This window comes from Rhizobacter sp. P5_C2 (assembly GCF_054049715.1).
Genome location: NZ_JBFULV010000037.1, coordinates 1 through 25,424, shown reverse-complemented (window position 1 = coordinate 25,424; position 25,424 = coordinate 1). Strand labels below are relative to the sequence as shown.

Here is a 25,424-nt window from a genome sequence, read left to right as displayed (position 1 = left end):
CATGGCCTTGGCGCGATGGGGGGTGGCCTTGATGGCAGCGTTGCTGTCGGGCGCCCAGGCGTCCGATGCGGCGTTGTCGCTCGGCCGCCAGCTCTACCGCGGCGAGGTCGCGCTGTCCGGCACGATCAACGGGCATGCGCAGCCGCTGCCGCCGATCGCGACGCGATGCACCAATTGCCATTCGCGTGACAGCGCGGCGCAGGCGGCATCCGGTGCCGCATCGTTCGCGCCACTGCTGACGCGCGAGCGGCTGCTTGGGCCCATCGCGCGCCGCGGCGGCCCACCTTCGCGCTATGACGAGGCCTCCTTCTGCCGCCTGCTGCGCAGCGGCATCGACCCGGCCATCATGCTGATCCCGCGGCAGATGCCGCGCTATGCGATCGACGATGGGCAGTGCAAGGCGCTGTGGACCTGGCTGATCGACGGGGGAGAGACACGATGACGACGCGGCGGGATTGGCTTGCCGGTGCGGCCGCCTGCGGGCTGCTGTTGCGCGAGGCGATGGCACACAGCGCCTTCGGTCCGGTGCAACCGGCGCTGGCTGCACCGGCACTCGCGGTGCAAGACATGGCCGGCAAATCGGTGCCGCTTTCCTCGTTGCTCGCCGGCCAGGTCACGGCCGTGCAACTGATGTTCACTGGCTGCAGCGCCACCTGCCCGATCCAGGGCGCGGTGTTTGCCGATGCGCAGGCGCGGCTCGCGAAGGAGAACGCCGGGCTGCGGCTGTTGTCGCTGTCGATTGACCCGCTGGGCGACGACCTCGCGGCGATGCGGGCCTGGCTCGCGAAGTTCGGCGCGCAGTCGCCACGCTGGGCAGCCGCGCTGCCGAAGCTGAAGGATGTCGACCCGCTGCTCGACTTCCTGCGCGGCCGCGCGCCTGGCATCGACCGCCACACCGCGCAGGCTTTCGTGTTCGACCGGCAGGCGCGGCTGGTCTACCGCACCGAGGACATGCCGCAACCCGAGGAGTTGGTGAAGCTGATGCAACGGGTGGCCAGTCGGGCCTGACCCGGATTCGCATCCGGGCTACGAGGTCGGGACTCAAGCTTCACCTGTTCGCTTGTCACCTTCGAAGGAGCAGGGCGGTGGCACAAGGCGGGTGTGGGGAGGCTGTGGAGCGCCAATAGGGACGGTGCGCCGGAGCTGGCTGGTTTCATGGCCCCGCGCGCAGCGCGATCGTGAACTGACTGTCGCCGACTGTTTGACCACAACGAACGAAGTGAGTGGAGGGAGTTTCGGCGACGGGCCATGAAACCAGTCGGCGGAGGGCAGTCATTGCCCCGCCAGGGGCAATGACCGCACCGTCCGGCGCGCCACAGCCTCCCCGCACCCGCCTTCTGCGCCAATGTCCGAATGCTTGTCAGGCCGCAACCGGCGCCAGCTTCCCGAGATACCCCCGCACGCTCGCATGCGTGCACAGCTCCCCCATCGTCGTCGCATGCATCAACCGGCTGACCCGGCTCTCGTCCTTGTGCACGAAGATGTAGCGCTCGCAGATGTCGGCCAGGATCTCCATGTGCACCGGCTCGTTCGGGTGCAGGCACAGGAACACCAGCTTGCCCTGGCCGCGCAGCTTGCGGAAGAACTCCAGCATGAAGCCGATGTAGCCGTCCTGTGTGTTGAACTGCGGCTCGTCGAACAGGTGCACCACCGCGCGGTCGGCGCCGGCATGCTCCAGCATGAAGTTCGGCCGGTCGCGCTTGAACGAGCGCACCTGGTAGGACTGGTGGTAGTGCAGCGCCAGCCGGTCGCGCTCGCGGTAGCGCACCTTGTGGATGTCCTGCCCCGCCACCATCACCCGCCCGCCACTCGGCGCGTTGCCGCCGGTGATCAGCTCGAACATCGTCGTCTTGCCGGCGCCGTTGGCGCCCATCACGCCGATGATGCCGGGGCCGTCGACCTGGAAGTCGGCCTCCAGCGAGAACGTCGTCTGCCGGTTCGGCCAGCCGCGCCGGTACTGCTTGCGCAGGCCGTCGACATGAAGAATCGGTACGCCCATCTCGTCAGACTCCCAACAGCTTGCGTTGCAGTGCCGCATCGCCGCGCAGCGCCGCGGCGCTGCCCTCGTGCACGATGCGGCCCTGGTGCATCACGTACGCGCGGTCCGACACCGCCAGCGCACTCTCGACGTTCTGCTCCACCAGCAGCACCGCCACCCCCTCGCGCTTCAGCCGCATGACGGTCGCCATCACGTCCTGCACCACCTTCGGCGCCAGGCCCTGGCTGGGCTCGTCGAACAGCACCAGCCCCGGCGAGCCGATCAGCGCGCGCGAGATCGCGACCATCTGCATCTCGCCGCCCGACAGGTTCTCGCACTCGCGGCCCATCAGGTACTCCATCGCCGAGAAGATCTCGAAGCACTCCTTCTCGCTCCACGCCCGAAAGCGCGTCTTCTTGCGCGCGATCGCGAGGTTGCGAGCCACCGTCAGCGTCGGGAAGATGCGCCGATCGTCCGGCACCCAGCCGATGCCCATGCCGGCGATGCGGTGCGTCGGCACCTGCGTGATGTCGACACCGTCGAAGCGCACGCTGCCGCGCTTCGGCGGCGTGAGCCCGAGGATCGAGCGCAGCGTCGTCGTCTTGCCGGCGCCGTTCGGCCCGAGCAGCGACACCACCTCGCCCGGCGCGATGCTCAGCGACACGCCGAACAGCGCCTGCGTCTCGGCGTAGAAGGTCTCGATGCCGTGGATCTCGAGGATCGCCGGCTGGGGCTTCAACACGGCGCTCATGACAAGGTCCCCAGGTTCGAGCGTTGCACCCACGGGTTGTCGCGCAGCTGCGCCGGCGTGCCCTCGGCGATCACCTGGCCCCAGTGGATCACGTTGATCTTGTCGGCCAGGCTGAACAGGAAGCGCATGTCGTGCTCGATGATCACGATCGTCAGCTCGCGCTTCAGCTGCGCGATCAGCTCGGCCACGCGGGCCGTGCCTTCGGCGCCGAGGCCGGCGGTCGGCTCGTCGAGGAACAGCAGCCGCGGGTCGGTGGCCAGTGCCACGCCGATCTCCAGCGCGCGCCGCTCGCCATACGACAACGCGCCCGCCATCGACGAGGCCTTGGCCGCCAGCCCGACGCGGTCGAGCACCGCCAGCGCGAGCTCGCGCCCGCGGCTGAAGCGGCCGAGGTCGCGCCACATCGACAGGCCTTGCTCGCGCACCGCCGGCAGCGCGATCAGCACGTTGTCGAGCGTCGTTTCGTCGTCGAACAGATTCATGATCTGGAACGAGCGCGACAGCCCGCGCCGCGCGATCTGCCGCGGCGACAGGCCGGTGATGTCCTCGCCGGCAAAGCGCACGCTGCCGCGGTCGGGCGTGTAGCGGCCGGTCAGCACGTTGAAGCAGGTCGTCTTGCCGGCACCGTTGGGACCCATGATCCCGGTGAGCTGCTTCTCCTCGAACGACAGCGTGATGCTTTCCAGCACCACCTGGTCGCCGAAGCGCTTGTGCAGTTGATGGGCTTCGAACAGGGCCACGGGTCAGGTCTCCTTCGGGGTGGCGAGTGCAGCGTTGTGCGCCGCCGGGGTGTGCTTGCGGGCCGCGCAGCGCGCCCGCCACGATTGCCAGGCCCCGGCCACGCCGTCGGGCTGGAACAGCACGACCAGGATGAACAGCAGCCCGTACCAGAGCAGCCAGGTCTCGGTGTAGGCGCCCAGCAAGTCCCTTGTCAGGATGAACACCAGCGCGCCGATCACCGGGCCCCAGAAGCTCACCAGGCCGCCGCCGATCAGCACCATCATCACGACGAAGCCGGAGTTGTGCAGGCTCATCACGTTCGGGTAGGCCGATTGCTGCGCCATCGCGAACAGCGCGCCCGCCAGCCCCGCGACCGAGGTCGAGATGATGAAGGCCAGCCACTTGTAGAGCCACACCGGATGCCCGACGAACGCGGCGCGCATCTCGTTCTGCTTGATCGCCCGCAGGATGCGGCCGAACGGTGAGTGCACCAGCCGCCACAGCGCGGCCAGCACCAGCGCGAACACCACCAGCGCGAAGTAGAAGAAGGCCTCGTTGCTCTTCAGCGAGAGGTCGATGAAGCCGAGCGACAGGTCGGGCCGCTTGATGTTCAGCAGCCCGTCCTCGCCGCCGGTCACGGTGTGCCACTTGCCGGCCACGAACCACGCGAGCTGGCCGAACGCGATCGTCAGCAGCGCGTAGTAGATGCCGCGCCGGTGCGAGATGAACGCGCCGACCAGCGCACCCGCCAGCGCCGCGGCGAGCACCGCGCCGAGCAGGCCGGCGAGCAGCCCGGCCCCGCCGCGCAGCTGCAGCAGCCCGAACGCATACGCGCCGATGCCGAAGTACGCGCCATGCCCGAACGACGGCAGCCCGCCGTAGCCCAGCAGCAGGTTGTGGCCGAGCGCGAACAGCATCCAGATCATGATCTCCAGCGCCAGGTACTGGTAGAGCCCGACCTGGCTCAACCACAGCGGCGTGCTGGCGAGCGCCGCCACCGTGACCAGGAGCGGAAGCGGGGCGATCGGCGCGTGTCGTGTGGTGCTGAGCATGGTGGAACGCTGGACCTGAACTGTGATGAACGGTGGACTGGCCGGAATATATGTTCTACAGTTTCTGAGCGCAAGAATGTTTGTTCCTATTGCGACTCGGTGCTTCCACCTAGACAGTTCAGTCCCATGAGCCAGATCTCGAGCTACGACGAATTGAAGGATGCGATCTCGCACGCCTACCCGGACTTGCCGGCGCAGCTGCAGCGCATCGCGCGCTTCGCGCTGGAGCGCCCGAACGAACTCGCGCTCGGCACGGTGGCGGTGATCGCCGAGGCCGCGCAGGTGCAGCCGTCGTCGCTGATCCGCTTCGCGAACGCGCTCGGCTTCAACGGCTTCTCGCAGATGCAGCAGGTGTTCCGCGGCCACCTGGTCGAGCGCTCGGGCAGCTACCGCGAGCGCATCAACCAGCAGCGCCGCAGCGGCGACGGCGCGGCCAGCGGCGGCTTCCTGAACCAGTACGTGGCCGAGGCGATCGCCGAGCTCGGCCACCTCGAAGACAGCGTGCGCGCGGCCGACGTGAAGGCCGCCGTGCAGCTGCTGTGCGCGGCGCGCCGGGTGCACGTGCTGGCGCAGCGCCGCGCGTTCCCGGTCGCCGCCTACCTGGCCTATGCGCTGAGCCAGCTCGAGCTGAAGGCCTACCTGCTCGAAGGCCTGGGCGGCATGCTGCGCGAATCGCTGCGCAACATCGCGGCCGACGAGGTGCTGGTCGTCACCAGCTTCCACAGCTACTCGCGCGAGGTGATCGATGCCGCCGAGGCGGCGCAGCAGGCCGGCGTGCCGGTGATCGCGATCACCGACAGCGCGCTGTCGCCGCTGAAGCGCTCGGCCAGCGTGTGCTTCGAGCTTGGCCTGGCGTCCGACCAGGTGTTTCGCTCGCTGGTGGCACCGCTGTGCCTCGCGCAGGCGATCGTCGTGACGACAGGGCACCGGCTGGCCGAGATCGCCGCCGAACGTGCCGCCGAGAAAGCCACCGGACGCCCGTCCCCGAAGCGCCGCGCCGCGGCCCGGGGCACGCCCACCCGAACCCGTCTTTTGAATGGAGATGCTGCATGAGTGTCAGAGATTCCGCCCCGCCGGCGGCCCGCGCGCTGGACCTGGTCTGCGTCGGGCGGGCCGCCGTCGACCTGTATGGCGAGCAGCTCGGTGCGCGCCTGGAAGACGTGCAGACCTTCGCGAAGTACCTCGGCGGCTCGCCGGCCAACACCGCGGTCGGCGCATCGCGGCTGGGGCTGCGCTGCGCGATGCTGAGCCGCGTCGGTGACGAGCACAACGGCCGCTTCGTGCGCGAGACGCTGGCCGCCGAGGGCGTCGACGTGTCGCAGCTGAAGACCGACCCGTCGCGGCTCACCGCGCTGGTCTTCCTCGGCCTGCGTGACCGCGACACCTTCCCGCTGGTGTTCTACCGCGACAACTGCGCCGACATGGGCCTGTGCGAGGACGACGTCGACCCGGCCGTGATCGCCGGTGCCCGCGCGCTGCTGATCTCGGGCACGCACCTGTCGCGGCCCGGCACGCGCGCTGCGTGCCTGCTGGCGATGCGCGCCGCGCGCGCGGCCGGCACGCGGGTCGTGCTCGACATCGACTACCGCCCGGTGCTGTGGGGCCTGACCGCGCCGGGGCTCGGCGAGCAGCGCTACATCGCGTCGGCCCACGTCAGCGCGCAGCTGCAGGAGATCCTGCCCTTGTGCGACCTGGTCGTCGGCACCGAGGAAGAGGTGCACATCGCCGGCGGCAGCGACGACAGCGCGACCGCATTGCGCCGCATCCGCGAACTGTCGACCGCGCTGATCGTGATGAAGCGCGGGCCGATGGGCTGCGTGGCCTACCACGGCGCGATCCCGGCGCGGCTCGACGACGGCGTCGCCGGCCCGGGCTTCCCGGTCGAGGTGTTCAACGTGCTGGGGGCCGGCGATGCCTTCATGGCCGGGCTGCTGCGCGGCTGGGTGCGCGACGAGCCGCTGCCGCAGGCGCTGCGTTATGCGAATGCCTGTGGCGCGATAGTCGTGTCTCGGCATGGCTGCGCGCCGGCCATGCCCAGCTGGGTCGAGCTGAGCCATTTCCTTGCGCACGGCTCGCGCCACCAGCGGTTGCGCGAGGACGCGAAGCTGGAGCACCTGCACCGCGCGTCGACCCGGCACCGCGTCTGGCCCGGCCTCGCGGTGCTGGCCTTCGACCACCGTGTGCAGTTCGAGGAGATCGCCGCGAAGCACGGCACGCCGCGCGAGCGCATTCCGCAGTTCAAGGCGCTGGTCGCGCGCGCCGCGGCGCAAGGCCATGCGGCAGCCCGCGCGGCACACCCGCTGCGCCACCCGGACCAGCCCTTCCCGGAGGCCGGCGTGATCCTCGACGGCCGCTTCGGCGAGCAGATCCTGCCGCCGCTGACCGGTGTCGGCCTGTGGGTGGCGCGGCCGGTCGAGCTGCCCGGCTCGCGGCCGCTGGATTTCGAGGACGGCTGCAACGTCGGCCTCGCGCTTCGGACCTGGCCGCAGGAGCATGTGGTGAAGTGCCTCGTGTACCACCACCCCGACGACGAAGCCGGGCTCGCGGCCCAGCAGGTCGCGAGCGTCGGCCTGCTGGCCCAGGCCTGCAACGCCACCGGCCACGAGCTGCTGCTGGAGGTGATCCCGCCGCGCGGCATGGCGGCCGACGACGAGACGCTGGCGCGCGCGCTGCGCCAGTTCTATGCAGCAGGCATTCGGCCCGACTGGTGGAAGCTGCCCCCGCCCGCCAGCGAGGCCGCGTGGCGCCACATCGGGGACGTGATCGCGTCGAACGACCCGCTGTGCCGCGGCGTGCTCTTGCTCGGCATGGAGGCGAGCGAAGCTGCGCTGCGCGAAGGCTTCCGCACGGCAGCCGCACAGCCGCTGTGCAAGGGCTTCGCGGTCGGCCGCTCGCTGTTCGCCGAGGCCGCGCACGGCTGGTTCGCCGGCACGCTGGACGACGCGGCTGTCGTCGAGCAAGTCGCGGCCAGCTACCAGCGGCTGATCGAGTTCTGGACCGAGGCCCGCGCCGAATGCGCGAGCGGCTCGCTCGTCAATTGACCCCAACCAAGGAAACACCATGACTGCAAGCAAGAACCCCCGCGTCGGCTTCATCGGCCTGGGCATGATGGGCCACGGCATGGCCAAGAACCTGCTGGCCAAGGGCTTCCCGGTGAGCTTCGTCGCGCACCGCAACCGCGCCAACCTGCAGGACCTGCTCGACGCCGGCGCGAGCGAGCAACCGTCGCGCGCGGCGGTGGCGGTCGCGAGCGACGTGGTCATCATCTGCGTCACCGGCTCGCCGCAAGTGGAGGAGATCGTCTACGGCAGCGAAGGCCTGCTGGCGGCCGCCGCGAAGGGCCTGACGGTGATCGACACCTCGACCGCCGAGCCGGCCTCGACCGCGCGCATCCGCGCCGACTTCGCGGCGCGCGGCGTCGCCTTCATCGATGCGCCGCTCGCCCGCACGCCGAAGGAGGCCGAGGAGGGCCGGCTGAACACGATGGTCGGTGCCGAGCCGGCCGACTTCGAGCGCGTGCGCCCGGTGCTCGCGGCCTTCTGCGAGAACATCTTCCACGTCGGCCCGCCGGGGCACGGCCATGTGCTGAAGCTGATCAACAACATGCTCGCGATGACGACCGCGGCGGCCATCGCCGAGGCGGTGGCCACCGCCGCGAAGAGCGGGCTGTCGCTGCAGAAGCTGTTCGACGTGATCTCGGCCGGCGGCGTCAACTCCGGCATCTTCCAGATGATGCTGGGCAAGACGCTGCAGGGCGACCTGACCGGGCTGAAGTTCGCGATCGGCAATGCGCAGAAGGACCTGCGCTACTACACCCACCTGACCGAGATGCTGCCGACGACGAGCTTCGTCGCCGAGGCGGCGCACCAGAGCTTCGTGCAGGCCGGCAACCTGGGCCTGGGCGACAAGTTCATCGCGTCGCTGCTGGAGGCGCAGGAGAAGCTGAACAACGTGCAGATCATTCCGCGCTGAACGGGCGCAGGCCTCACACCACAACAACCCTGGAGACAAGCATGGACAAGTCGACGAAAGAAGTTCAGACGATCGATACCGGCACGCCTGATACGGGAAGGCGCAGCCTGCTGAAGGCCGGCGCCATCGCGGCCGCCGCGCCGGCCACTTTCTTCGGCCCGTGGGCGCACAACCGCGTCTGGGCCCAGGCGGCCACGGCCAAGCCGCTGGTCATCGGCCTGACGATGGACGCATCGGGCCAGTACGGCGCGAGCGGCGGCGAGGAGCGCCTCGGCGCGATGATGGCGATCAAGGAATACAACGACAAGGGCGGCGTGCTGGGCCGGCGCATCGAGGCGCTGCACATGGACACCGAGACCACACCGGCCTCGGGCTCGCGCATCGCCGAGCGCATGATCACCCGCAACGAGGTCGCCTTCCTGGTCGGCGCGCTGCACTCCGGCGTGGCCAACGCGATCTCGCAGGTGGCGCAGAAGTACGGCACGATCTTCCTGAACACCAACTCCAGCTCGCCGACCGAGGCCGGCAAGGACTGCCACCGCGTCAAGTTCGTCTGGGACGGCAACGGCACGAACTTCGCGCATGCGATCGTCAAGAACGCGATCAAGGTGAACGGCAAGAACTGGGTGCTGCTGACCAACGACTACGTGTGGGGCCGCACCACGTCGGCCGCGACGCGCGCGATCGTCGAGGCCAACGGCGGCAAGATCGTCGACGAGCTGCTGGTGCCGCAGAACACCCGCGACTTCTCGTCGTACCTGCTGAAGCTGCAGCAGCTGAAGCCGAATGCGGTGGCCACCGCGATCGGCGGCGACGACATCAAGGCGCTGCGCCAGCAGGTCATCCAGCTGAACCTGCAGAAGAGCATGGCCTGGATCAACAACCAGCAGGACTGGCCCGACGTGTACGGGCTCGGCCCGGAATCGATCTTCGGCGTGTTCGGCACCACCTGGTACTACCGCCTCGACCTGCCGGGCGTGAAGGAGTTCGTTGCGGCCTACCAGAAGCAGTTCCCGGGCATGGCGATCAAGGTGCCGGGCAACGTCTACCACAACAGCTACATGGCGACGCGCGAGCTGCTGCGCTGCGTGGAAGAGGCCGGCACCACGCAGAACATCGCGGTGATCAAGAAGCTCGAAGGCCGCAAGATGCCCGCGCGCGACCGGCTGCAGCACTTCGATGCGTGGATGGACCCGGTGACGCACCAGGTGCAGCAGACCATCTACATGGCGAGCTACAACGAGACGCCGGCCGAGAAGGACGACATCTTCAAGATCCTGTCGAACGTGGATCCGAAGGAGGTCGTCGACACCGACGCGCAGAAGGCCTGCAAGCTCGAGAGCTACGACGCCACGCCGTCCTATCAACAGTGAGAGGCCGGTGATGCACGCGCACTCACCGAGCCGCCGGCGCCTGGTGCTCGCACCGGGCGCGGCTGCCGTGGCGGGCTTCGCCGGACCCTGGGCCACGCAGCACGCGTGGGCCCAGGCGAAGCAGAAGAAGCCGCTGCTGATCGGCCTGGCCACCGACGACAGCGGGCAGTACGCCGCGAGCGGGCAGGACGAGCAGCTCGGCATGCGCATGGCGATCGCCGAGTTCAACGAGCGCGGCGGCGTGCTGGGGCGGCGCATCGAGACGGTGCACGAGAACACCGCGGGCGACCCGGTGGTCGCGGTCGCCGTGGCCGAGAAGATGATCCGCCAGCAGGAGGTGGCGTTCCTGATCGGCGGCGTGCATTCGGGCGTCGCGAGCGCGATGTCGCGCGTGGCGCAGAAGTACGGCTGCATCTACTTCAACAGCAACTCCAGTTCGCCCAGCGAGGCGGGTGCCGAATGCCACCGCGTCAAGTTCGTCTGGGACGCCAACGGCACCAACTTCTCGACCTCGGTGGTGAAGGGCGCGATGACCGGTTTCGGCCGCCAGTGGGCGCTGGTGACCAGCGACTACCTGTGGGGCCACAACACGGCCAAGGGCATCCGCCGGATCGTCGAGGGCAACGGCGGGCAGATCGTCGAGGAGCTGCTGGTGCCGCAGGGCACGCGCGATTTCGCGCCGGTGCTGGCCAAGCTGCGCCGGCTGAACCCCGGCGTGGTGGCCACCGCGGTGGGGGGCGACGACCAGAAGACGCTGCGCCAGCAGGTGCAGGAAGCCGGCATGGACCGCAGCGTCGGCTGGATCAACAACCAGCAGGACTGGCCCGACGTCTACGGCCTCGGCCGGCAGGCGCTGTTCGGCATCTTCGGCACCACCTGGTACTGGCGGCTCGGGCTGGCCGGCGTGCCGGACTTCGTCGCGCGCTACCGGCAGGCCCATCCGGAATACAGGCTCAAGGTGCCCGGCAACGTGTTCTTCAACGGCTACATGGCCACGCGCGAGCTGCTGCGCGCGATCCAGCGCACCGGCACGACGAACAACCTGAAGCTGATCGCCGAGCTGGAGACCCTGCGCGTGCCGGCCGCCGAGCGCATGCAGCACTTCGACGCGTGGATGAACCCGCACACCCACCAGCTGCAGCAGACGGTGTACGTCGCCGCCTACAACTCGATGCCGACCCAGCCCGACGACCTGTTCCGCATCCTCGCGCGCATCCGGCCCGAAGAGGTGCAGGACGCCGAGAGCGCGCAGGCCTGCAAGCTCGAACCGCTGGCGGCAACACCTTCGTACGAAACCTGAATTCCGAGAGACCATGGACACGCTGCTATCGCTCATTCCCCACCTGGCCAACGGCATCACGCTCGGCCTGCTGTTCGCGCTGATCGCGCTCGGCTTCATGCTGATCGTCGGCGTGATGGAAACCATCAACCTGGCGCACGGCTCGCTGTTCGCGCTCGGCATGTACGTCGCGCTGTTCCTGCTGGCGCCGAAGCTCGGCTGGTTTCCCGAAGCGCAGGCGACCTACATGGCGCTGCCGCTGGGCACGCGCTACGGCATCGCGCTGTTCGCCGCGCCGCTGGTGGTCGGACTGGTCGGGCTGGTGCTCGAGGCCTGCCTGCGCCGCACCTACGGGCGCGACCCGCTGTACGGGCTGCTGCTGACGTTCGGCGCGGCGCTGCTGATCGAGGAGCTGATCCGGCTGACCTGGGGCAGCAACGAGCAGCAGATGCCGCTGCCGCAGGCGATCTCGGGGGCGTTCCTGATGGGCGACCTGATCTATTCGCGCTACCGTGTGTTCGCCAGCGGCTTCGCGATCCTCGCGATCGCGGCGCTGTGGCTGTTCCTGGAGCGCACGCCGTACGGCGCGATCATCAAGGCCGGCGCGCACGACAGCGAGATGGTGCGCGCGCTCGGCATCAACCTGTCGCGCCTGCGCTCGGCGGTGTTCGCGCTGGGCGTCGCGCTGGCTGCGCTGGCCGGCGTCGTGATGGCGCCGATCTGGGGCATCCGGCCGCAGGTCGGCGTCGACGCGGTGGTGCCGGCCTTCCTGATCATCGTGCTCGGCGGCGTCGGCTCGCTGTGGGGCGCGGTGATCGCCGGGCTGCTGGTCGGCCTGGTCACCGGTCTCACGGGGGCGTATGCCTCCGAATGGTCGCTGATGTCGATGTACCTGCTGTTCATCGGCGTCGTCACGTTCCGCTCGCGCGGGCTGTTCGGCAAGAAGAGTGTTCTCGATACATGAGCAATACATGAAAACTTCAACCCCCCTGGAAGGCAAGCTCGCGTTGGTGACCGGTGCCGGCGGCACGATGGGCCGCGCGGTGGTCGACGCGCTGCGCGCCGACGGCTGCCGTGTCGCGATGATCGACCTCACGACCGCGTCGATGGAATCGCTCGTGGCGCGCCACGGCGACGCGGTGCTGGCGGTGGCCTGCGACATCTCGCAGGCCGAGTCGGTGCGCGCGGCGCATGCGCAGGTGCGCGAGCGCTTCGGCGAGGTCGACATCCTGGTCAACAACGCCGGCGTGCTGTCGAACAACAAGATCGAGGCCACGTCGATCGCCGAATGGCACCGCGTGCTCGGCGCCAACCTCGACGGCGCGATGCTGTGGTCGCAGGCGGTGGTGCCGGCGATGAAGGCGCGGCGCTGGGGCCGCATCATCAACACCAGCTCGCTGGCCGCGAAGACCGGCGGGCTGACTGCCGGCACGGCGTATTCGGTGTCGAAGGGGGCCATGAGCGCGCTGACCTTCTCGCTGGCCCGCGAACTGGCGGCGCACGGCGTCACCGCGAACGCGATCGCGCCGGCCTACGTGCGCACGCCGATGGTGACCGAGCAGCTGAACGAGGCGCAGCGGCAGGCGCTGCTGCAGCAGATCCCGGTCGGCCGCTTCTGCGAGCCGGAGGAGTTCGCGCATGCGGTGAGCTTTCTCGCATCACCGCTGTCGGGGTTCATCACCGGCGAGGTGCTGGACCAGAACGGCGGACTGTTGATGGACTGACGATGAGCGAACCAGTGACAGCGTGGGGGGGGCTGGCCGACCTGTTCGGCCTGCAGGGGCGCGTGGCCTACGTGCCGGGCGGCTATGGGGGGATCGGCGAGGCGATCGCGCGCGCGCTGGTGGGGGCCGGCGCGCGCGTCGCGGTCTCAGGGCGCAGCGCGGACAAGGCCGAGCGCCTGGCCGCGTCGCTGCGCGCCGGGGGCGGCGACGCGCTGGGTCTCGCGATGGACGCGCATTCGGTCGACAGCGTGCGCGGGTCGGTCGACGCGGTCGCGCGGCATTTCGGCGCGCTCGACCTGCTGGTCAACTGCATCGGCATCCAGCGCGAGGAGCGGCTGGCCGAGGTCAGCGAGGACGCGTTCGACGAGGTCGTGCAGGTCAACCTGAAGGCCGCGATGTTCCTGGCGCAGGCGGCGGCGCGGCACCAGGTCGACGCGGTCGCGGCCGGCCGCGCGCCGGGGCGGCAGCTGCACCTGCTGTCGGTGCGCGCGCAGCTGGGCATGCGCGACCGCGGCTACTCGGCGTACTGCGCGACCAAGGGCGCGCTGGTGATGCTGATCAAGCAGCATGCGGTCGAGCTGTCGGCGCACGGCATCACCGTCAACGGCATCGCACCGACGGTGGTGCGCGGCGAGATGGGCGCGCACTGGCTGGACAACCCGGTCACGCGCGAGCACATCCTCGGGCGCATTCCGCTCGGCCGCGTGGCGGAGCCGCAGGACGTGGCCGGTGCCGCGGTGTTCTTCTGCGGGCCGGGAGCGGGCTTCGTGACGGGGCAGGTGCTGTACCTGGATGGCGGGCTGACGGCGACGCAGTAGATCCGTCGGCAGAGCGTCGAATGATTGTGGTTGCACCGGGCCGGAAAGAACGTTTGTTCATGATAAGTTTCATGGATGACCCGGGCGACGAACTACGAGCAACTGAAGGCCGCGATCGAGCAGGCCTACCCTGAACTTCCGCAGCAGCTGCAGCGCATCGCACGCTATGCGCTGGACCAGCCGAACGAACTGGCGCTTGGCACCGTGGCGGCGGTGGCCGAGGCGGCGAAGGTGCAGCCCTCGTCGCTGATACGTTTCGCGAACGCGCTGGAATTCAAGGGCTTCTCCGAGATGCAGCAGGTGTTCCGCGGGCACCTGGTCGAGCGCTCGAGCAGTTACCGCGAGCGCATCGACCGGCAGCGCCGCCAGGGGCAGCCGGCGACCAAGGGGGCGGGGCTGCTGAGCCAGTTCGTCGGCGATGCGGTGTCCGAGCTCGGCCAGCTCGAGGAGAGCGTGCGCGCCGCCGACCTCACCGCGGCGATCAAGCTGGTGTGCACCGCGCCGCGGGTGCACGTGCTGGCGCAGCGGCGGGCCTTTCCGGTCGCCTGCTACTTGGCCTACGCGCTGAGCCAGCTCGACCTGCGGGTTCACCTGCTCGACGGCGTGGGCGGCATGCTGAACGAATCGCTGCGCAACCTGGAGCGCGGCGAGCTGCTGATCGCCACCAGCTTCCACAGCTACTCGCAGGAGGTCGTCGACGCGGCCGCGTCGGTGCACGCACGCGGCGTGCGCGTGATCGCGATCACCGACAGCGCGCTGTCGCCGCTGAAGCCGTCAGCGACGGTCTGCTTCGAGCTCGGGCTCGCGTCGGACCGGCCGTTCCGATCGCTGGTCGCGCCGCTGTGCTTGTCGCAGGCGCTGGTGGTGGGGGCGGGGCATCAGCTGGCGGAGGCGGGGAAGCGACCCGCAAAGGCAGCGCGCACGACCAGTTGATCGATCCCCTCGCCTTGTTGTCACTACGAGTTGTATATACAATCTTGTGGTGGAGTTCACTTGGTCCGAAACCAAACGCACGGCGAACCTCAAGGCCCACGGCCTTGATTTCGTCGATGCCGCGCGGGTGTTCGAAGCAACGACCTATACCTTCGAAGACGACCGGTTCTCCTATGGCGAGCAGCGTTTCGTCACGCTCGGGCTCCTCGCCGGCATCCCCGTTTCAGTAGTTCACACGGAGGGCGAACATGAAATCCGAGTCATCTCGTTCCGCAAAGCAACCCGGCGCGAAGCCGAAATCTACTTCGATGCAATCCAAGACTGACTGGGCGCGCCTCAAGAGCAAAGACGCCGTGGCCCAGGTTTCACCGGAACACCCGGAAGCCGATGTCCGCCGCATCGTCGGTGGCATGGTTCGGCGTGGCCTGAAGCCGCTTCCAACCAAGGCATCCATTTCTCTGCGAGTGGATACCGACGTTCTGGAGTGGTTCAAGGCCCAGGGCCCTGGCTACCAGACGCGCATCAATACGGTGCTTCGCGCGTTTCGCGACGCGTCGGTGTAGCTGGACATCGCCCCAAGACATCAAGCACCGCTACATGACCGCCAGCTTCGTTGCCAAGAACCGCGTGAGCAAAGCAGCAATGACGCTGAGGCCGATCCGCACGGAGGTTGATTACAAGGCAGCGCTGAAGCAGGTCGAACCTTATTTCGATGACGAGCCGAAGCCCGGCAGCGAGGCCGGTGCTCATTTCGCCGCGTTGGTGACGCTGATCGAGGCCTATGAGGCCATGCATTTCCCGATGCTCGGGTGGGTCGAGTAGGCGGCTGCAAGCCCGGTTTTGGCTGATATCACGCCGATCCCGCCATCTGCCGGCAGGCATTCACCGCCACCCATCCCGTCCCCGATTGACACCCCTCCTCGTGACTGATATAAGAACAAATGTTCTTTGATATTGTTGTGTAGAACGTTCATTCAACAAACGTTCCGCGCGACATCCGCAGCACCGGACCACCGGCGCGCGACCACTGATGGAGACAAACGATGTTCAAGCACCTTCAGCGCGCGCGTTGGGCTGCGCGCATGCTTCGTGGCTTCCTGCGTGCCGCCCGCACGCTCCCCGTCGCCGCCGCGCTGTGCGCCTCGGGCACCGCGAGCGCCGCCGGGCCGGGCCTGCCGAACCTCACCTACAGCGCCTCCGAGGTCTTCCAGCCGATCTCGGTCATCCACAGCGCCGTCGCCGGCAGCGCGCGCGGCGAGGGCACGGTGCAGATGGTCGAGGGCTACCTGTTCGTGCCGTTCGGCAAGGACTCCGGCGTCTCCGGCGGCGGCTTCGCGTTCTACGACATGTCGAACCCGCGCGCGCCGGTGAAGGTGTCGCAGACCGACGTGACTGCGCTGCGCGAACCGCACGGCTTCGGCTTCGCCAACGGCGGCAAGCACGCGGTGATGCAGACCATCAACGGCATCATGTTCTGGGACTTCACGAACCCGCTCGCGCCGGTGCAGCTGAGCCAGCTGGTGCTGCCGGGCATCCAGGAGTCCGACTACGCGCTCGGCGCCTGGTGGGCGTTCTGGCAAGCGCCCTACGTCTACGTCGGCGGCTCGGGCAACGGCCTGCTGATCGTCAACGCCGCCGACCCGCGCAACCCCGTCTACGTGAAGACCATCCCGACCAGCACCTGGGGCGGCTTCCGCGTCGGCCCGACCTTCGCGGTCGGCAACCTGCTGGTGATGACCAGCACCGACGGCAGCGGCCTCGCGACGCTGGACATCAGCGACCCGGTCAACCCGCGCCTGGTCGGTTCCAGCTCGACGACGCCCGGCCAGTACAGCGGCATCGTCAACGGCGAACGCATCGTCACCGCCGGCACCGACAACAAGCTGCATGTGTTCGACATCAGCAACCCGGCCGTCTTCACGCAGACCGCGGTGTCGGCCGACCTGGGCGGCAAGGGCGGCTACGTCTCGGTGCAGGGCGGCTACGCGCACTCCGGCTTCTCGGTCAAGTACGCCAAGGTCGATCTCGCGACCGGCGCCACCGCCGGCACAGGCACCTCCAACATCTCGGGCCGCGATGAAGACTTCGGCACGGTGTTCGGCAACCTGGTGCTGGTCGGCAACGACCACGGCTCGGGCAGCGCGGTGATCCCGCACCAGGCGGCCCCGTGGACGCAGACGCCCACCGTCAACATGGTCTCGCCGAAGAACAACGCGGCCAGCATGCCGGTGACAAGCCGCGTCGGCCTGACGACCACCGCGCACATCGACCTGCGCACCGTCTCCACCACCAGCTTCATCGTGCGCCCGCTCGGCGGCTCGGCCCTGCCGGGGCGCTACAGCGGGCAGTCCGGCGTGCTGAACTTCTCGCCCGATGCGCCGCTCTTCCCCGGCACCACGTATGAAGTGGTGGTGCCCGCCGGCGGCATGAAGGACGACAACGGCAACGCGATCGCCGCGTTCACGTCGCGCTTCACCACCGCCGGCAGCGCCGCGGTGGCCTGCACGCTCGCGCCGCGCACGGCCGCCTTGGTCAACAGCAGCCAGTCGTTCGCGCCGTCGTCCACCAGCGGGGCCAGCCTGCAGTACTCGTGGAGCTTCGGCGACGGCAGCAGCACCGCGTTCTCGACCACGCCGTCGGCCACGCACAGCTACACCGCGCCGCGCCACTACCCGGTGATCCTGTCGGTGCGCAGCGGCACGCAGACCAGCACCTGCTCGGCCAACCAGACCATCCACACCGCGCCCACCGCGAACGCGCCGCGCAGCACCGGCACCATCGCGTACGACGCCGGCCGCAGCCGCGTCTGGGTCGTCAACTCCGACAGCAACACCGTCAGCGCGATCAACACCGCGAACAACACGCGGGCGCTGGAGGTAGGCGTCGGCACCAACCCGCAGACGCTGGCGTTCGCACCCGACGGCCGGCTGTGGGTCGCCAACTTCGGTTCGGGCGACATCAGCATCCTCGACCCGGCCAGCGGCGGCCTGGTCCAATCGATCGCGCTCGGCAACGGCTCGCGGCCGTTCGGCATCGTCTTCAACCCGGCCGGCACCGCGGCCTACGTGTCGCTGTCGGGCTCGCAAGGCGTCGTCAAGCTGCACCCGACCACCGGCGCGGTGCAGGCCACGCTGTCGCTCGGCGCGGTGCCGCGCGGCATCGCGATCAGCGGCGATTCGTCGCGCGTGCTCGTCACCCGCTACCTGTCGCCGGCCACGCGCGGCGAGGTGATCGAGGTGAACGCCGCGCTGACCGCCGTCACCCGCAGCTTCGCGCTGGCAACCGACCCCGGCCCCGACACCGAGGCGAGCGGCCGCGGCGTGCCGAACTTCATCACGTCGATCGCGATCCAGCCTGACGGCCTGCGCGCGTGGATCCCGTCGAAGAAGGACAACACGCTGCGCGGAACCTTCCGCGACGGCCAGGCGCTGACCTTCGAGAGCACGGTGCGCACCATCGTCTCGCAGATCGCGCTCGACACCAATGCCGAGGTGCTGGCCGACCGCATCGACCTGAACGACCGCGAGCTCGCGAACGCGGTGGTCTTCAGCCCGCTCGGCGACTACGCCTTTGTGTCGACGCAGGGCACCAACCAGATCGAGGTGGTCGATGCCTACACGCGGCAGCTCAGCACCGGCATCGTCAACGTGGGCCGGGCGCCGCGCGGCCTGCTGCTGACGCCGAACGGCCGGCTGTACGTGCAGAACTTCATGTCGCGCAACGTCGGCGTCTACGACGTGAACGGCATCCTGAACGCCACCACCAACGTCGCGAGCAAGATCGTCGACGTGGCCGCGGTCTCGTCGGAGCCGCTGTCGGCGCAGGTGTTCCAGGGCAAGCAGATCTTCTACAACGCCGACGACCGGCGCATGAACCGCGACAAGTACATCTCGTGCGCCACCTGTCACCAGGATGGCGGGCACGACGGCCGCGTGATGGACTTCACCGACCGCGGCGAGGGCCTGCGCAACACCACCGTGCTGAACGGCCGGCGCGGCACCGGCCAGGGCCGGGTGCACTGGAGCGCGAACTTCGACGAGATCCAGGACTTCGAGCACGACATGCGCAACGCGTTCGGCGGCACCGGCTTCATGACCGATGCGCAGTTCAACACCGGCACGCGCAACCAACCGCTGGGCAACCCGAAGGCAGGTGTCAGCGCCGAGCTCGATGCGCTGGCGGCCTACGTCAGCTCGCTCGCAACGGTCGGCCCGAGCCCGTACCGCAATGCCGACGGCACGCTGACCGCCGATGGCGTGGCCGGCCAGGCGATCTTCAAGGGCGCCGGCCAGTGCAGCAGCTGCCACTCGGGCGCCGACTTCACCGACAGCGCGACCGGCGTGCTGCACGACGTGGGCACGATCAAGCCGTCGTCGGGCAAGCGCCTGGGTGCCACGCTGACTGGCATCGACACGCCGACGCTGCGCGGCGTGTGGGACAGCGCGCCCTACCTGCACGACGGCTCGGCCGCGACGCTGCTGGACGTGCTGACCACCGCCAACCCGGCCGGCCTGCACGGCGCCGCGAGCAGCCTGACGGCCGCGCAGCGCCAGCAGCTGGTGAGCTACCTGCTGCAGATCGACGACAGCACCGACGGCGCGGCCGGCGTGGTGTTGAGCAACCTGTCGGTGCAGGACACCGCGAACGCCGGCGGCTGGGCGCTGGTGTCGAACCTGCAGGCCGGCAACCTGCAGTACGGCGACCGCACCTACACCGTGACCAGCGTGCCGGCGGCGCTGGCCGGCTCGGCCTGGCTGCGCACCGCGAACCTGTCGCGCGCGTTCACCGGCGCGACGCTGGCCAGCTTCACGATCAGCCAGGCGGCCGACGTGTACGTGGGCATCGACAACCGCACCGCGGCGCCGTCGTGGATGAGCGGCTGGACCAACTCCGGGCTGCAGCTGGTCAACAGCGAATCGCCGGGACGCACCTTCGTGCTGTACCGCAAGAACTTCGCGGCGGGGACGGTGACGCTCGGGCCGCTGAACAACACCGGCGTCAGCATGTATTCCGTCATCGTCAAGTGAACCTCAGGGAGCCCCCCGTGAAGCTTCTCACCCGACTGCGCCGCCTGGGCGGTGCCCTCGCGGCCGGCCTGCTGATCGCCGGCCCGGCGCTGGCGGCCAGCGTGCCGACCGGCTTCGTCGACGCCCAGGTCGCGACCGGCCTCACCAGCCCGACCTCGATGGCGGTGATGCCCGATGGCCGCGTGCTGGTCGTGCAGCAGAACGGCATCGTGCGCATCATCAAGAACGACGCGCTGCTGGCGGCCAACTTCCATGCCTTCGCGAACGTCGATTCGACCAACGAGCGCGGCTGCCTGGGCGTCGTGCCCGATCCGGCCTTCGCCACCAACCACTACGTCTACTTCTACTGCTCGACGGTGGTGGGCAGCGTCTCGCGCAACCGCGTGATCCGCGTCACCGAGGCGGCCGACACCATCGTGGCCGGCAGCGAGCGCGTGGTCTTCGAGCTGCCCGACATCCCGAGCGCGACCAAGTGGCACATGGGCGGCGCGATGCGCTTCGGCACCGACGGCAAGCTGTACGTCGCGGTCGGCAACCACGAGGACAACCCGCAGCCGGTCGCCACCTCGAACTCGCAGAACCTCGCGAGCGCCTTCGGCAAGGTGCTGCGCATCAACGCCGACGGCACCATCCCGTCGGACAACCCGTTCTTCAACAACGCGAGCGCGTACAAGGCCAACTACATGCTCGGCTTCCGCAACCCGTTCGTGCTGGACATCCAGCCGACCACCGGCGCGATCGTGATCGGCGACGTCGGCCAGGGCAGCTGGGAAGAGATCAACCGCGGCCAGGCGGGCGGCAACTACGGCTGGCCGGCGGTCGAGGGCGTCGGCACGAACGCCTCGTACCTGAATCCGATCTACGCCTACTCGCATTCGGTGGGCTGCTCGATCACCGGCACGCAGTTCTACAACCCGGCCACCGCGCGCTTCCCGGCGAGCTACGTCGGCCAGCTGTTCTTCGCCGACTTCTGCAACGGCACCATCAAATCCTTGAGCCTGGCCTCGCCGACGGTGATCAACAACTTCGCCAGCGGCATCGGCAACCCGACCAACATCGGCGTGTCGCCGAGCGGCGCGCTGTACTACCTGGCGCGCAACCAGGGCACCGGCACGCCGGCGCCGGGCGCGGGCACGGTCAGCAAGATCAGCTACACCGGCAGCCAGGCGCCGGCCATCACCGCACAGCCGCAGAGCATCACGGTGTACGTCGGCACGGCGGCCACCTTCAGCGTCGGCGCCGATGGCGCAACCAGCTACCAGTGGCAGCGCAATGGAGCGAACATCTCGGGCGCGACCGCCAGCAGCTACACGCTCGCGACGACGACGGTCAACGACACCGGGGCGAGCTTCCGTGCGATCGTCACCAACGCCTCGGGCAGCGTCACGTCGAACGCGGCCACGCTGACCGTCACGACCAACCGCTCGCCGACTGCGGCCATCCTGACGCCGGCAAACGGCGCGGGCTTCGCGACCGGCGACGTGGTCTCGTACTCGGGCAGCGGCAGCGATCCGGAAGACGGCACGCTGCCGGCGAGCGCGTTCACCTGGAAGGTCGACTTCCAGCACGACTCGCATGCGCACTCGTTCGTGACGCCGGTCAGCGGCGCGACGGGTGGCACGTTCACCGTGCCGGACTTCGAGGCGACCGAGGCCAACATGTGGCTGCGCATCACGCTGACGGTGAGCGATTCGTCCGGTGCCACCGCGACCGCGACGCGTGACATCATTCCGCGCACGCCGATCAGCCAGCTGCCGGTGATCGGCACGCCGGTCAACGGCTACGGGCCGTACGAGGTCGACCGCAGCAACGGCGAGCAGGGTGCGGCCGACGGCCACACGATCACGCTGGCGGGCGTGCCTTACCTGAAGGGCCTCGGGGTGCATGCGCCGTCGGACATCAGCTTCGGGCTGAACGGCAACTGCAGCGGCAGTTTCCTGAGCGACCTGGGCGTCGACGGCGAGGTCGGCGCGCGCGGCTCGGTGGTGTTCCAGGTCTGGCTCGATGGCGTGCTGGCCTACGACAGCGGCGTCACGCGCGGTGGCGAGATCCGCAAGAAGGCGCTGGCCAGCGTGGCCGGCAAGAACACGCTGCGGCTGGTGGTCACCGATGGCGGCGACGGCGATGCGTACGACCACGCGGACTGGGGCGGCGCGCGCGTGACGGGCTGCGGCACGACGCCGCCGGTCGCGACGATCGGCAACTTGCTGGTGTCCGACGGCGCCAACTCGGCGGCCTGGTCGGTGCAGTCCAACCTGCAGGTCGGCAACACCGTCTACGGCGACCGCACGTTCACCGTGGCCGGCCTGCCCGCCGCAGTGGCCGGCGGGCGCTGGGTCCGCACCGCGAACGCCTCGAAGTCGTACACCGGCACGCCGCTCGCGACCTTCTCGCTGAGCGCGGCGGCGGACGTCTATTTGGCGTTCGACAACCGCGGCGCGCTGCCGTCGTGGGTCGACAGCAGCTGGGTCGACACCGGCAGCGACCTGACGACCTCCGAGAGCGGCACGAGCCGCGCGTTCAGCATCTTCAAGAAGCGCTTCAACGCCGGCACGGTGACGCTGGGGCCGCTGAACAATGCGGGCATCAGCATGTACCTGGTGATCGTGAAGTAGCGTCAGCCGCGGGGGTGGTGGGCGGCGTGCAAGGCCTTCAACCGTTCCCGCGCCACGTGCGTGTAGATGGTGGTGGTGGAGATGTCCGCATGCCCCAGCAGCATCTGCACCGCGCGCAGGTCGGCGCCGTGGTTCAGCAAATGGGTCGCGAAGGCATGGCGCAGCGTGTGCGGCGACATCGGCGCATGGATGCCGGCGTGCAGCGCGTACTTCTTGACGAGCTGCCAGAACATCTGCCGCGTCATCGGCCCGCCGCGGCCGGTGACGAAGAGCGCGTCGCTCGCCTGGCCCTTCAGGATGTCGGCACGCGCCTCGTCGAGGTAGCGCCGCAGCCACGCGTGCGCTTCGTCGCCGAACGGCACGATGCGCTCCTTCGAGCCCTTGCCGGTGACGCGCAGCGCGCCGTCCGACAGCCCGAGGTGGACGGCCTTCAGCGTGACCAGTTCGCTGACGCGCAGCCCGCTCGCGTACATCAGCTCGAGCATCGTGCGGTCGCGCAGGCCGAGCGGGGTGTCGACGTCCGGTGCCTTCAGCAGCGATTCGACCTGGGCTTCGCTCAGCGTCTTCGGCACGCGCAGCGGTTGGCGCGCGGTCAGCAGCTTCAGCGTCGGGTCGGCGAGGACCAGGTGCTCGCGCAGCGCCCAGCGGAAATAGCGCTTGAAGACGGTGAGGCGCCGGTTCGCGCTGGTGGCCTTGCCGGCGACCTGCGTCACCGCGTAGGCGCGCAGGTCGATCTCGGTGGTGGCGTTCAGCGCCTTCTTCGGCTCTTTCGCGAGCCACTGGGCGTACAGCGTCAGGTCGCGCCGGTAGGCGGCCAGCGAGTTGGCGGCGAGGCCGTCCTCGATCCACAGCGCGTCGATGAAGCGATCGATCGCGCCGTGGCTTTCCGTCAGTTCAGGCGTGGCCTGCAACAGGGCAGTGTTCAATCAGTCCAGCTTGAGTTTCTGCTGCGCGACGACCTTCTTGTACACCTCGTACTCGGCCGCGATCTGCGCCGCGAACTGCTCCGGCGTGTTCGCCACCATCAGCGAGCCGGTCTCCTCGATGCGCTTCTTCACCGCCGGGTCTTCCAGCGTCTTCTTGACCGCCGCGTTCACCTTGTCGACGATGTCCTTCGGCAGGCCCTTCGGGCCGTAGATGCCGTAGTACGCCATGCGGTTCACGCCCTCGAAGCCGACCTCCTTGAAGGTGGGCACGTTCGGCAGCACCGCCAGCCGCGTGGGTGCCGCGACCACGATCGGGATCAGCCGGCCGTCCTTGATGAAGGGCAGGGCAGAAGGCAGGTTGTCGAAGATCATCGGCACCTGGCCGGCGATGGTGTCGTTCAGCGCCGGGCCGGCGCCGCGGTACGGGATGTGCGTGACGAAGGTGTTGGAGAGGCTCTTGAACAGCTCCATCTGCAGGTGGCCGATGCCGCCGGTGCCCGAGCTGCTGAACGAGTACTTGCCGGGGTTCTTCTTCAGCTCGGCCAGGAAGCCGGCGAAGTCCCTGGCCGGAAAGCTCGGGTGCACTGCGATCACGTTCGGCGTGGCCGCCACGTTGATGATCGGCGTGAAGTCGGTGATCGGGTTGTACGGGATCTTCGTGTTGATCGCCGGGTTGGCCGCGGTGGTCGACACGGTGGCCACGCCGAGCGAGTAGCCGTCGGGCGTGGCCTTCGCGATCTCGTTGGCGCCGACCGAGCCGCCGCCGCCGGCCTTGTTCTCGACGATCATCGTCTGGCCGAGCGGGCCGTTGATCTTCTCGGCCACCACGCGGGCAATGATGTCGGTGGTGCCGCCGGGCGCGAAGGGCACGACCAGCCGCACCGGCTTGGTCGGCCAAGCCTGTTGTGCCAGGGCGGCGCCCTGGGCGGCCAGCAGCGCGCTCGCGAAGGCAGCGGCGGCGATCAGTGTTCTGCGTTGCATGGTGTCTCCTGTTGCGGATGAGTCGAAGCACGAAACGAGGGGCATTGTGAGCGATCCTGCCCCCGTCGCCGGGCAGCGGCGGTGTGGAAACTACGAAGCGGGAAAGCACGGACCACGCAGGCGGCGCTGGCACACTCGGGCCGCATGTCGAATGCCCTCTTGCTGCTGCCCGATTTCCTGCTGATCGTCTGCGGCTTCTGCATCTGCCGCTACACCGCGCTGGACCGTCCGGTCTGGGAGGCAGCCGAGCGGCTCGTCTACTACGTGCTGTTCCCGGTGCTGCTGTTCAACTCGATCGTGCGCAGCCCGCTGCAGCCGGCGCAGACGCTGAGCCTCGCCGCCAGCGGCGTCGGCATGCTGCTGGTGGGCATCGCGCTGTCTTACGCGCTGCGAAGGGGGCCGGGTGTCGATGCGCGGCTGCACGCGTCGGGCGCGCAGACGGCGTTCCGCTTCAACTCGTTCATCGCGCTCGCGCTGGCCGAGCGGCTCGGCGGGCAGCAGGGCGTCGCGTGGATGGCCTTGCTGATCGCGCTGGGCGTGCCGCTGTGCAACGTGGCGGCGGTGTGGCCGCTGGCGCGGCATGGTGGGCATTCGTACGCGCGCGAGATCGTGCGCAACCCGCTGATCGTCAGCACGGTGGCGGGGCTGATCGCGAACCTCGCGGGGCTGCAGTTTCCGGAAGCGGTGGCGACCACGCTGCAGCGCATCGGCGTCGCGGCGCTGCCGGTCGGGCTGATGGCGGTGGGGGCGGGGCTGCGGGTGGCGGGGTTGCGCGCGGCGCCGGGGTTGGCGGCGGCCTTCTTGTCGATCCGGCATGCGGTGCTGCCGGCGGTGGCGATCGGGCTGACGGCGGTGCTGGCGCTGCCGCTGGCTCAGCGTGACATCGTCGTGCTGTTCGCTGCGATGCCCACCGCGTCGAGCGCGTATGTGCTCGCGGCGCGGATGGGGGGCGACGGTGCCTACGTGGCGGGGCTCGTCACGCTGTCGACCTTGCTCGGGATGCTGAGCATCCCGGTATGGCTCGCGGTGCTCGCGGCACTTCCTTCTTGACCCCTTAGTCTTACTGTGTCACTAAAATCGTGGCACGATACGTACCTCTTCATTCTTCAGATGAGGAACGATGGGTGCGAGCGAACGGTTTGACGAGTACATGGAGCACCTGGCGCAAGGTCTGGGGCATTCGGACCGCCATGCGGGGCTCAAGGGGTATTGCACCGGGCTGATGCTGCCGCTGTCGCGCAAGAGCGTGGAGCCGATGGCCGCGCGGGTGGATCC

24 protein-coding genes are annotated in these 25,424 nt (G+C 69.0%); 18 read left to right on the top strand and 6 right to left on the bottom strand.

Translation table 11 applies throughout. From position 1 onward, the window contains the following. The first annotated feature begins 1 nt into the window (after nucleotide 1). On the top strand, nucleotides 2-442 hold the full coding sequence (locus ACXJLU_RS15615; protein WP_457332417.1) for a hypothetical protein: 441 nt from the start codon (nucleotides 2-4) through the stop codon (nucleotides 440-442). Next, nucleotides 439-1,008, top strand: coding sequence for an SCO family protein (locus ACXJLU_RS15610; protein WP_457332415.1), 570 nt, complete (start codon nucleotides 439-441; stop codon nucleotides 1,006-1,008). Before ACXJLU_RS15615 ends, ACXJLU_RS15610 begins: the two co-directional genes overlap by 4 nt. Before the next feature lie 352 nt (nucleotides 1,009-1,360). Here the strand turns inward: ACXJLU_RS15610 and ACXJLU_RS15605 are convergent, their stop codons facing one another. From ACXJLU_RS15605 to ACXJLU_RS15590, 4 genes are read right to left on the bottom strand one after another with little or no spacing between them, the layout of a single operon-like run. Beyond that, nucleotides 1,361-1,999, bottom strand: coding sequence for an ATP-binding cassette domain-containing protein (locus tag ACXJLU_RS15605; RefSeq protein ID WP_457332413.1), 639 nt, complete (start codon nucleotides 1,997-1,999; stop codon nucleotides 1,361-1,363). Between the two features lie 4 nt (nucleotides 2,000-2,003). Next, nucleotides 2,004-2,729 (bottom strand): ABC transporter ATP-binding protein, encoded by a 726-nt coding sequence (locus tag ACXJLU_RS15600; RefSeq protein WP_457332411.1) that lies wholly within the window; start codon nucleotides 2,727-2,729, stop codon nucleotides 2,004-2,006. Continuing rightward, entirely contained in the window at nucleotides 2,726-3,469 is a 744-nt protein-coding gene (locus ACXJLU_RS15595) for an ABC transporter ATP-binding protein (RefSeq protein ID WP_457332409.1), read from the bottom strand. Before ACXJLU_RS15595 ends, ACXJLU_RS15600 begins: the two co-directional genes overlap by 4 nt. Nucleotides 3,470-3,472: 3 nt before the next feature. After that, nucleotides 3,473-4,501: a branched-chain amino acid ABC transporter permease gene (locus tag ACXJLU_RS15590; RefSeq protein WP_457332407.1), complete on the bottom strand. Its 1,029-nt coding sequence runs from the start codon at nucleotides 4,499-4,501 to the stop codon at nucleotides 3,473-3,475. 126 nt (nucleotides 4,502-4,627) lie between these two features. Here ACXJLU_RS15590 and ACXJLU_RS15585 point away from each other — a divergent pair, with 126 nt between their 5' ends. From ACXJLU_RS15585 to ACXJLU_RS15520, 14 genes are all read left to right on the top strand, one after another. Beyond that, nucleotides 4,628-5,554, top strand: a complete 927-nt coding sequence (locus ACXJLU_RS15585; protein WP_457332405.1) for a MurR/RpiR family transcriptional regulator — start codon at nucleotides 4,628-4,630, stop codon at nucleotides 5,552-5,554. Next, a complete protein-coding gene (locus tag ACXJLU_RS15580) occupies nucleotides 5,551-7,542 on the top strand; it encodes a bifunctional 5-dehydro-2-deoxygluconokinase/5-dehydro-2-deoxyphosphogluconate aldolase (protein WP_457332403.1) in 1,992 nt (663 codons plus the stop codon). The genes ACXJLU_RS15585 and ACXJLU_RS15580 overlap by 4 nt, the downstream gene beginning before the upstream one ends. 19 nt (nucleotides 7,543-7,561) lie before the next feature. After that, nucleotides 7,562-8,473, top strand: a complete 912-nt coding sequence (locus ACXJLU_RS15575) for an NAD(P)-dependent oxidoreductase (RefSeq protein WP_457332401.1) — start codon at nucleotides 7,562-7,564, stop codon at nucleotides 8,471-8,473. A 41-nt stretch (nucleotides 8,474-8,514) separates the two neighbouring features. Further along, nucleotides 8,515-9,846, top strand: a complete 1,332-nt coding sequence (locus ACXJLU_RS15570) for an ABC transporter substrate-binding protein (protein WP_457332399.1) — start codon at nucleotides 8,515-8,517, stop codon at nucleotides 9,844-9,846. A 10-nt stretch (nucleotides 9,847-9,856) separates the two neighbouring features. Beyond that, nucleotides 9,857-11,146 carry an ABC transporter substrate-binding protein gene (locus tag ACXJLU_RS15565; RefSeq protein WP_457332397.1) on the top strand — a complete coding sequence of 430 codons (1,290 nt, stop codon included), beginning with the start codon at nucleotides 9,857-9,859 and terminating at the stop codon, nucleotides 11,144-11,146. Between the two features lie 13 nt (nucleotides 11,147-11,159). Further along, nucleotides 11,160-12,089: a branched-chain amino acid ABC transporter permease gene (locus ACXJLU_RS15560; protein ID WP_457332395.1), complete on the top strand. Its 930-nt coding sequence runs from the start codon at nucleotides 11,160-11,162 to the stop codon at nucleotides 12,087-12,089. Between the two features lie 7 nt (nucleotides 12,090-12,096). Beyond that, entirely contained in the window at nucleotides 12,097-12,849 is a 753-nt protein-coding gene (locus tag ACXJLU_RS15555) for an SDR family NAD(P)-dependent oxidoreductase (protein WP_457332393.1), read from the top strand. A 2-nt stretch (nucleotides 12,850-12,851) separates the two neighbouring features. Next, complete coding sequence (locus ACXJLU_RS15550) at nucleotides 12,852-13,667, top strand: SDR family NAD(P)-dependent oxidoreductase (RefSeq protein WP_457332391.1); 816 nt, start codon at nucleotides 12,852-12,854, stop codon at nucleotides 13,665-13,667. A 75-nt stretch (nucleotides 13,668-13,742) separates the two neighbouring features. Then, a complete protein-coding gene (locus ACXJLU_RS15545) occupies nucleotides 13,743-14,600 on the top strand; it encodes a MurR/RpiR family transcriptional regulator (protein WP_457332389.1) in 858 nt (285 codons plus the stop codon). 49 nt (nucleotides 14,601-14,649) lie between these two features. After that, on the top strand, nucleotides 14,650-14,925 hold the full coding sequence (locus ACXJLU_RS15540) for a BrnT family toxin (RefSeq protein ID WP_457332387.1): 276 nt from the start codon (nucleotides 14,650-14,652) through the stop codon (nucleotides 14,923-14,925). Further along, nucleotides 14,909-15,163: a BrnA antitoxin family protein gene (locus ACXJLU_RS15535; protein ID WP_457332385.1), complete on the top strand. Its 255-nt coding sequence runs from the start codon at nucleotides 14,909-14,911 to the stop codon at nucleotides 15,161-15,163. The genes ACXJLU_RS15540 and ACXJLU_RS15535 overlap by 17 nt, the downstream gene beginning before the upstream one ends. A gap of 34 nt (nucleotides 15,164-15,197) precedes the next feature. Beyond that, entirely contained in the window at nucleotides 15,198-15,422 is a 225-nt protein-coding gene (locus ACXJLU_RS15530) for a hypothetical protein (RefSeq protein ID WP_457332383.1), read from the top strand. 221 nt (nucleotides 15,423-15,643) lie between these two features. Beyond that, nucleotides 15,644-19,627, top strand: coding sequence for an Ig-like domain-containing protein (locus tag ACXJLU_RS15525; RefSeq protein ID WP_457332381.1), 3,984 nt, complete (start codon nucleotides 15,644-15,646; stop codon nucleotides 19,625-19,627). Nucleotides 19,628-19,644: 17 nt separating this feature from the next. Next, a complete protein-coding gene (locus tag ACXJLU_RS15520; protein WP_457332379.1) occupies nucleotides 19,645-22,242 on the top strand; it encodes a PQQ-dependent sugar dehydrogenase in 2,598 nt (865 codons plus the stop codon). Between the two features lie 2 nt (nucleotides 22,243-22,244). Here ACXJLU_RS15520 and xerD read toward each other — a convergent pair whose 3' ends face one another. Next, nucleotides 22,245-23,168: a site-specific tyrosine recombinase XerD gene (gene xerD, locus ACXJLU_RS15515; protein WP_457332377.1), complete on the bottom strand. Its 924-nt coding sequence runs from the start codon at nucleotides 23,166-23,168 to the stop codon at nucleotides 22,245-22,247. Beyond that, complete coding sequence (locus ACXJLU_RS15510; RefSeq protein WP_457332375.1) at nucleotides 23,169-24,149, bottom strand: tripartite tricarboxylate transporter substrate binding protein BugE; 981 nt, start codon at nucleotides 24,147-24,149, stop codon at nucleotides 23,169-23,171. 144 nt (nucleotides 24,150-24,293) lie between these two features. On the opposite strand from ACXJLU_RS15510, the gene ACXJLU_RS15505 reads away from it, so the two are divergent. Both ACXJLU_RS15505 and ACXJLU_RS15500 read left to right on the top strand, forming a co-directional pair. Continuing rightward, nucleotides 24,294-25,199, top strand: coding sequence for an AEC family transporter (locus ACXJLU_RS15505; RefSeq protein ID WP_457332373.1), 906 nt, complete (start codon nucleotides 24,294-24,296; stop codon nucleotides 25,197-25,199). A 70-nt stretch (nucleotides 25,200-25,269) separates the two neighbouring features. Next, the coding region (locus ACXJLU_RS15500) for a transposase (protein ID WP_457332459.1) at nucleotides 25,270-25,424 on the top strand (155 nt) is incomplete at its 3' end.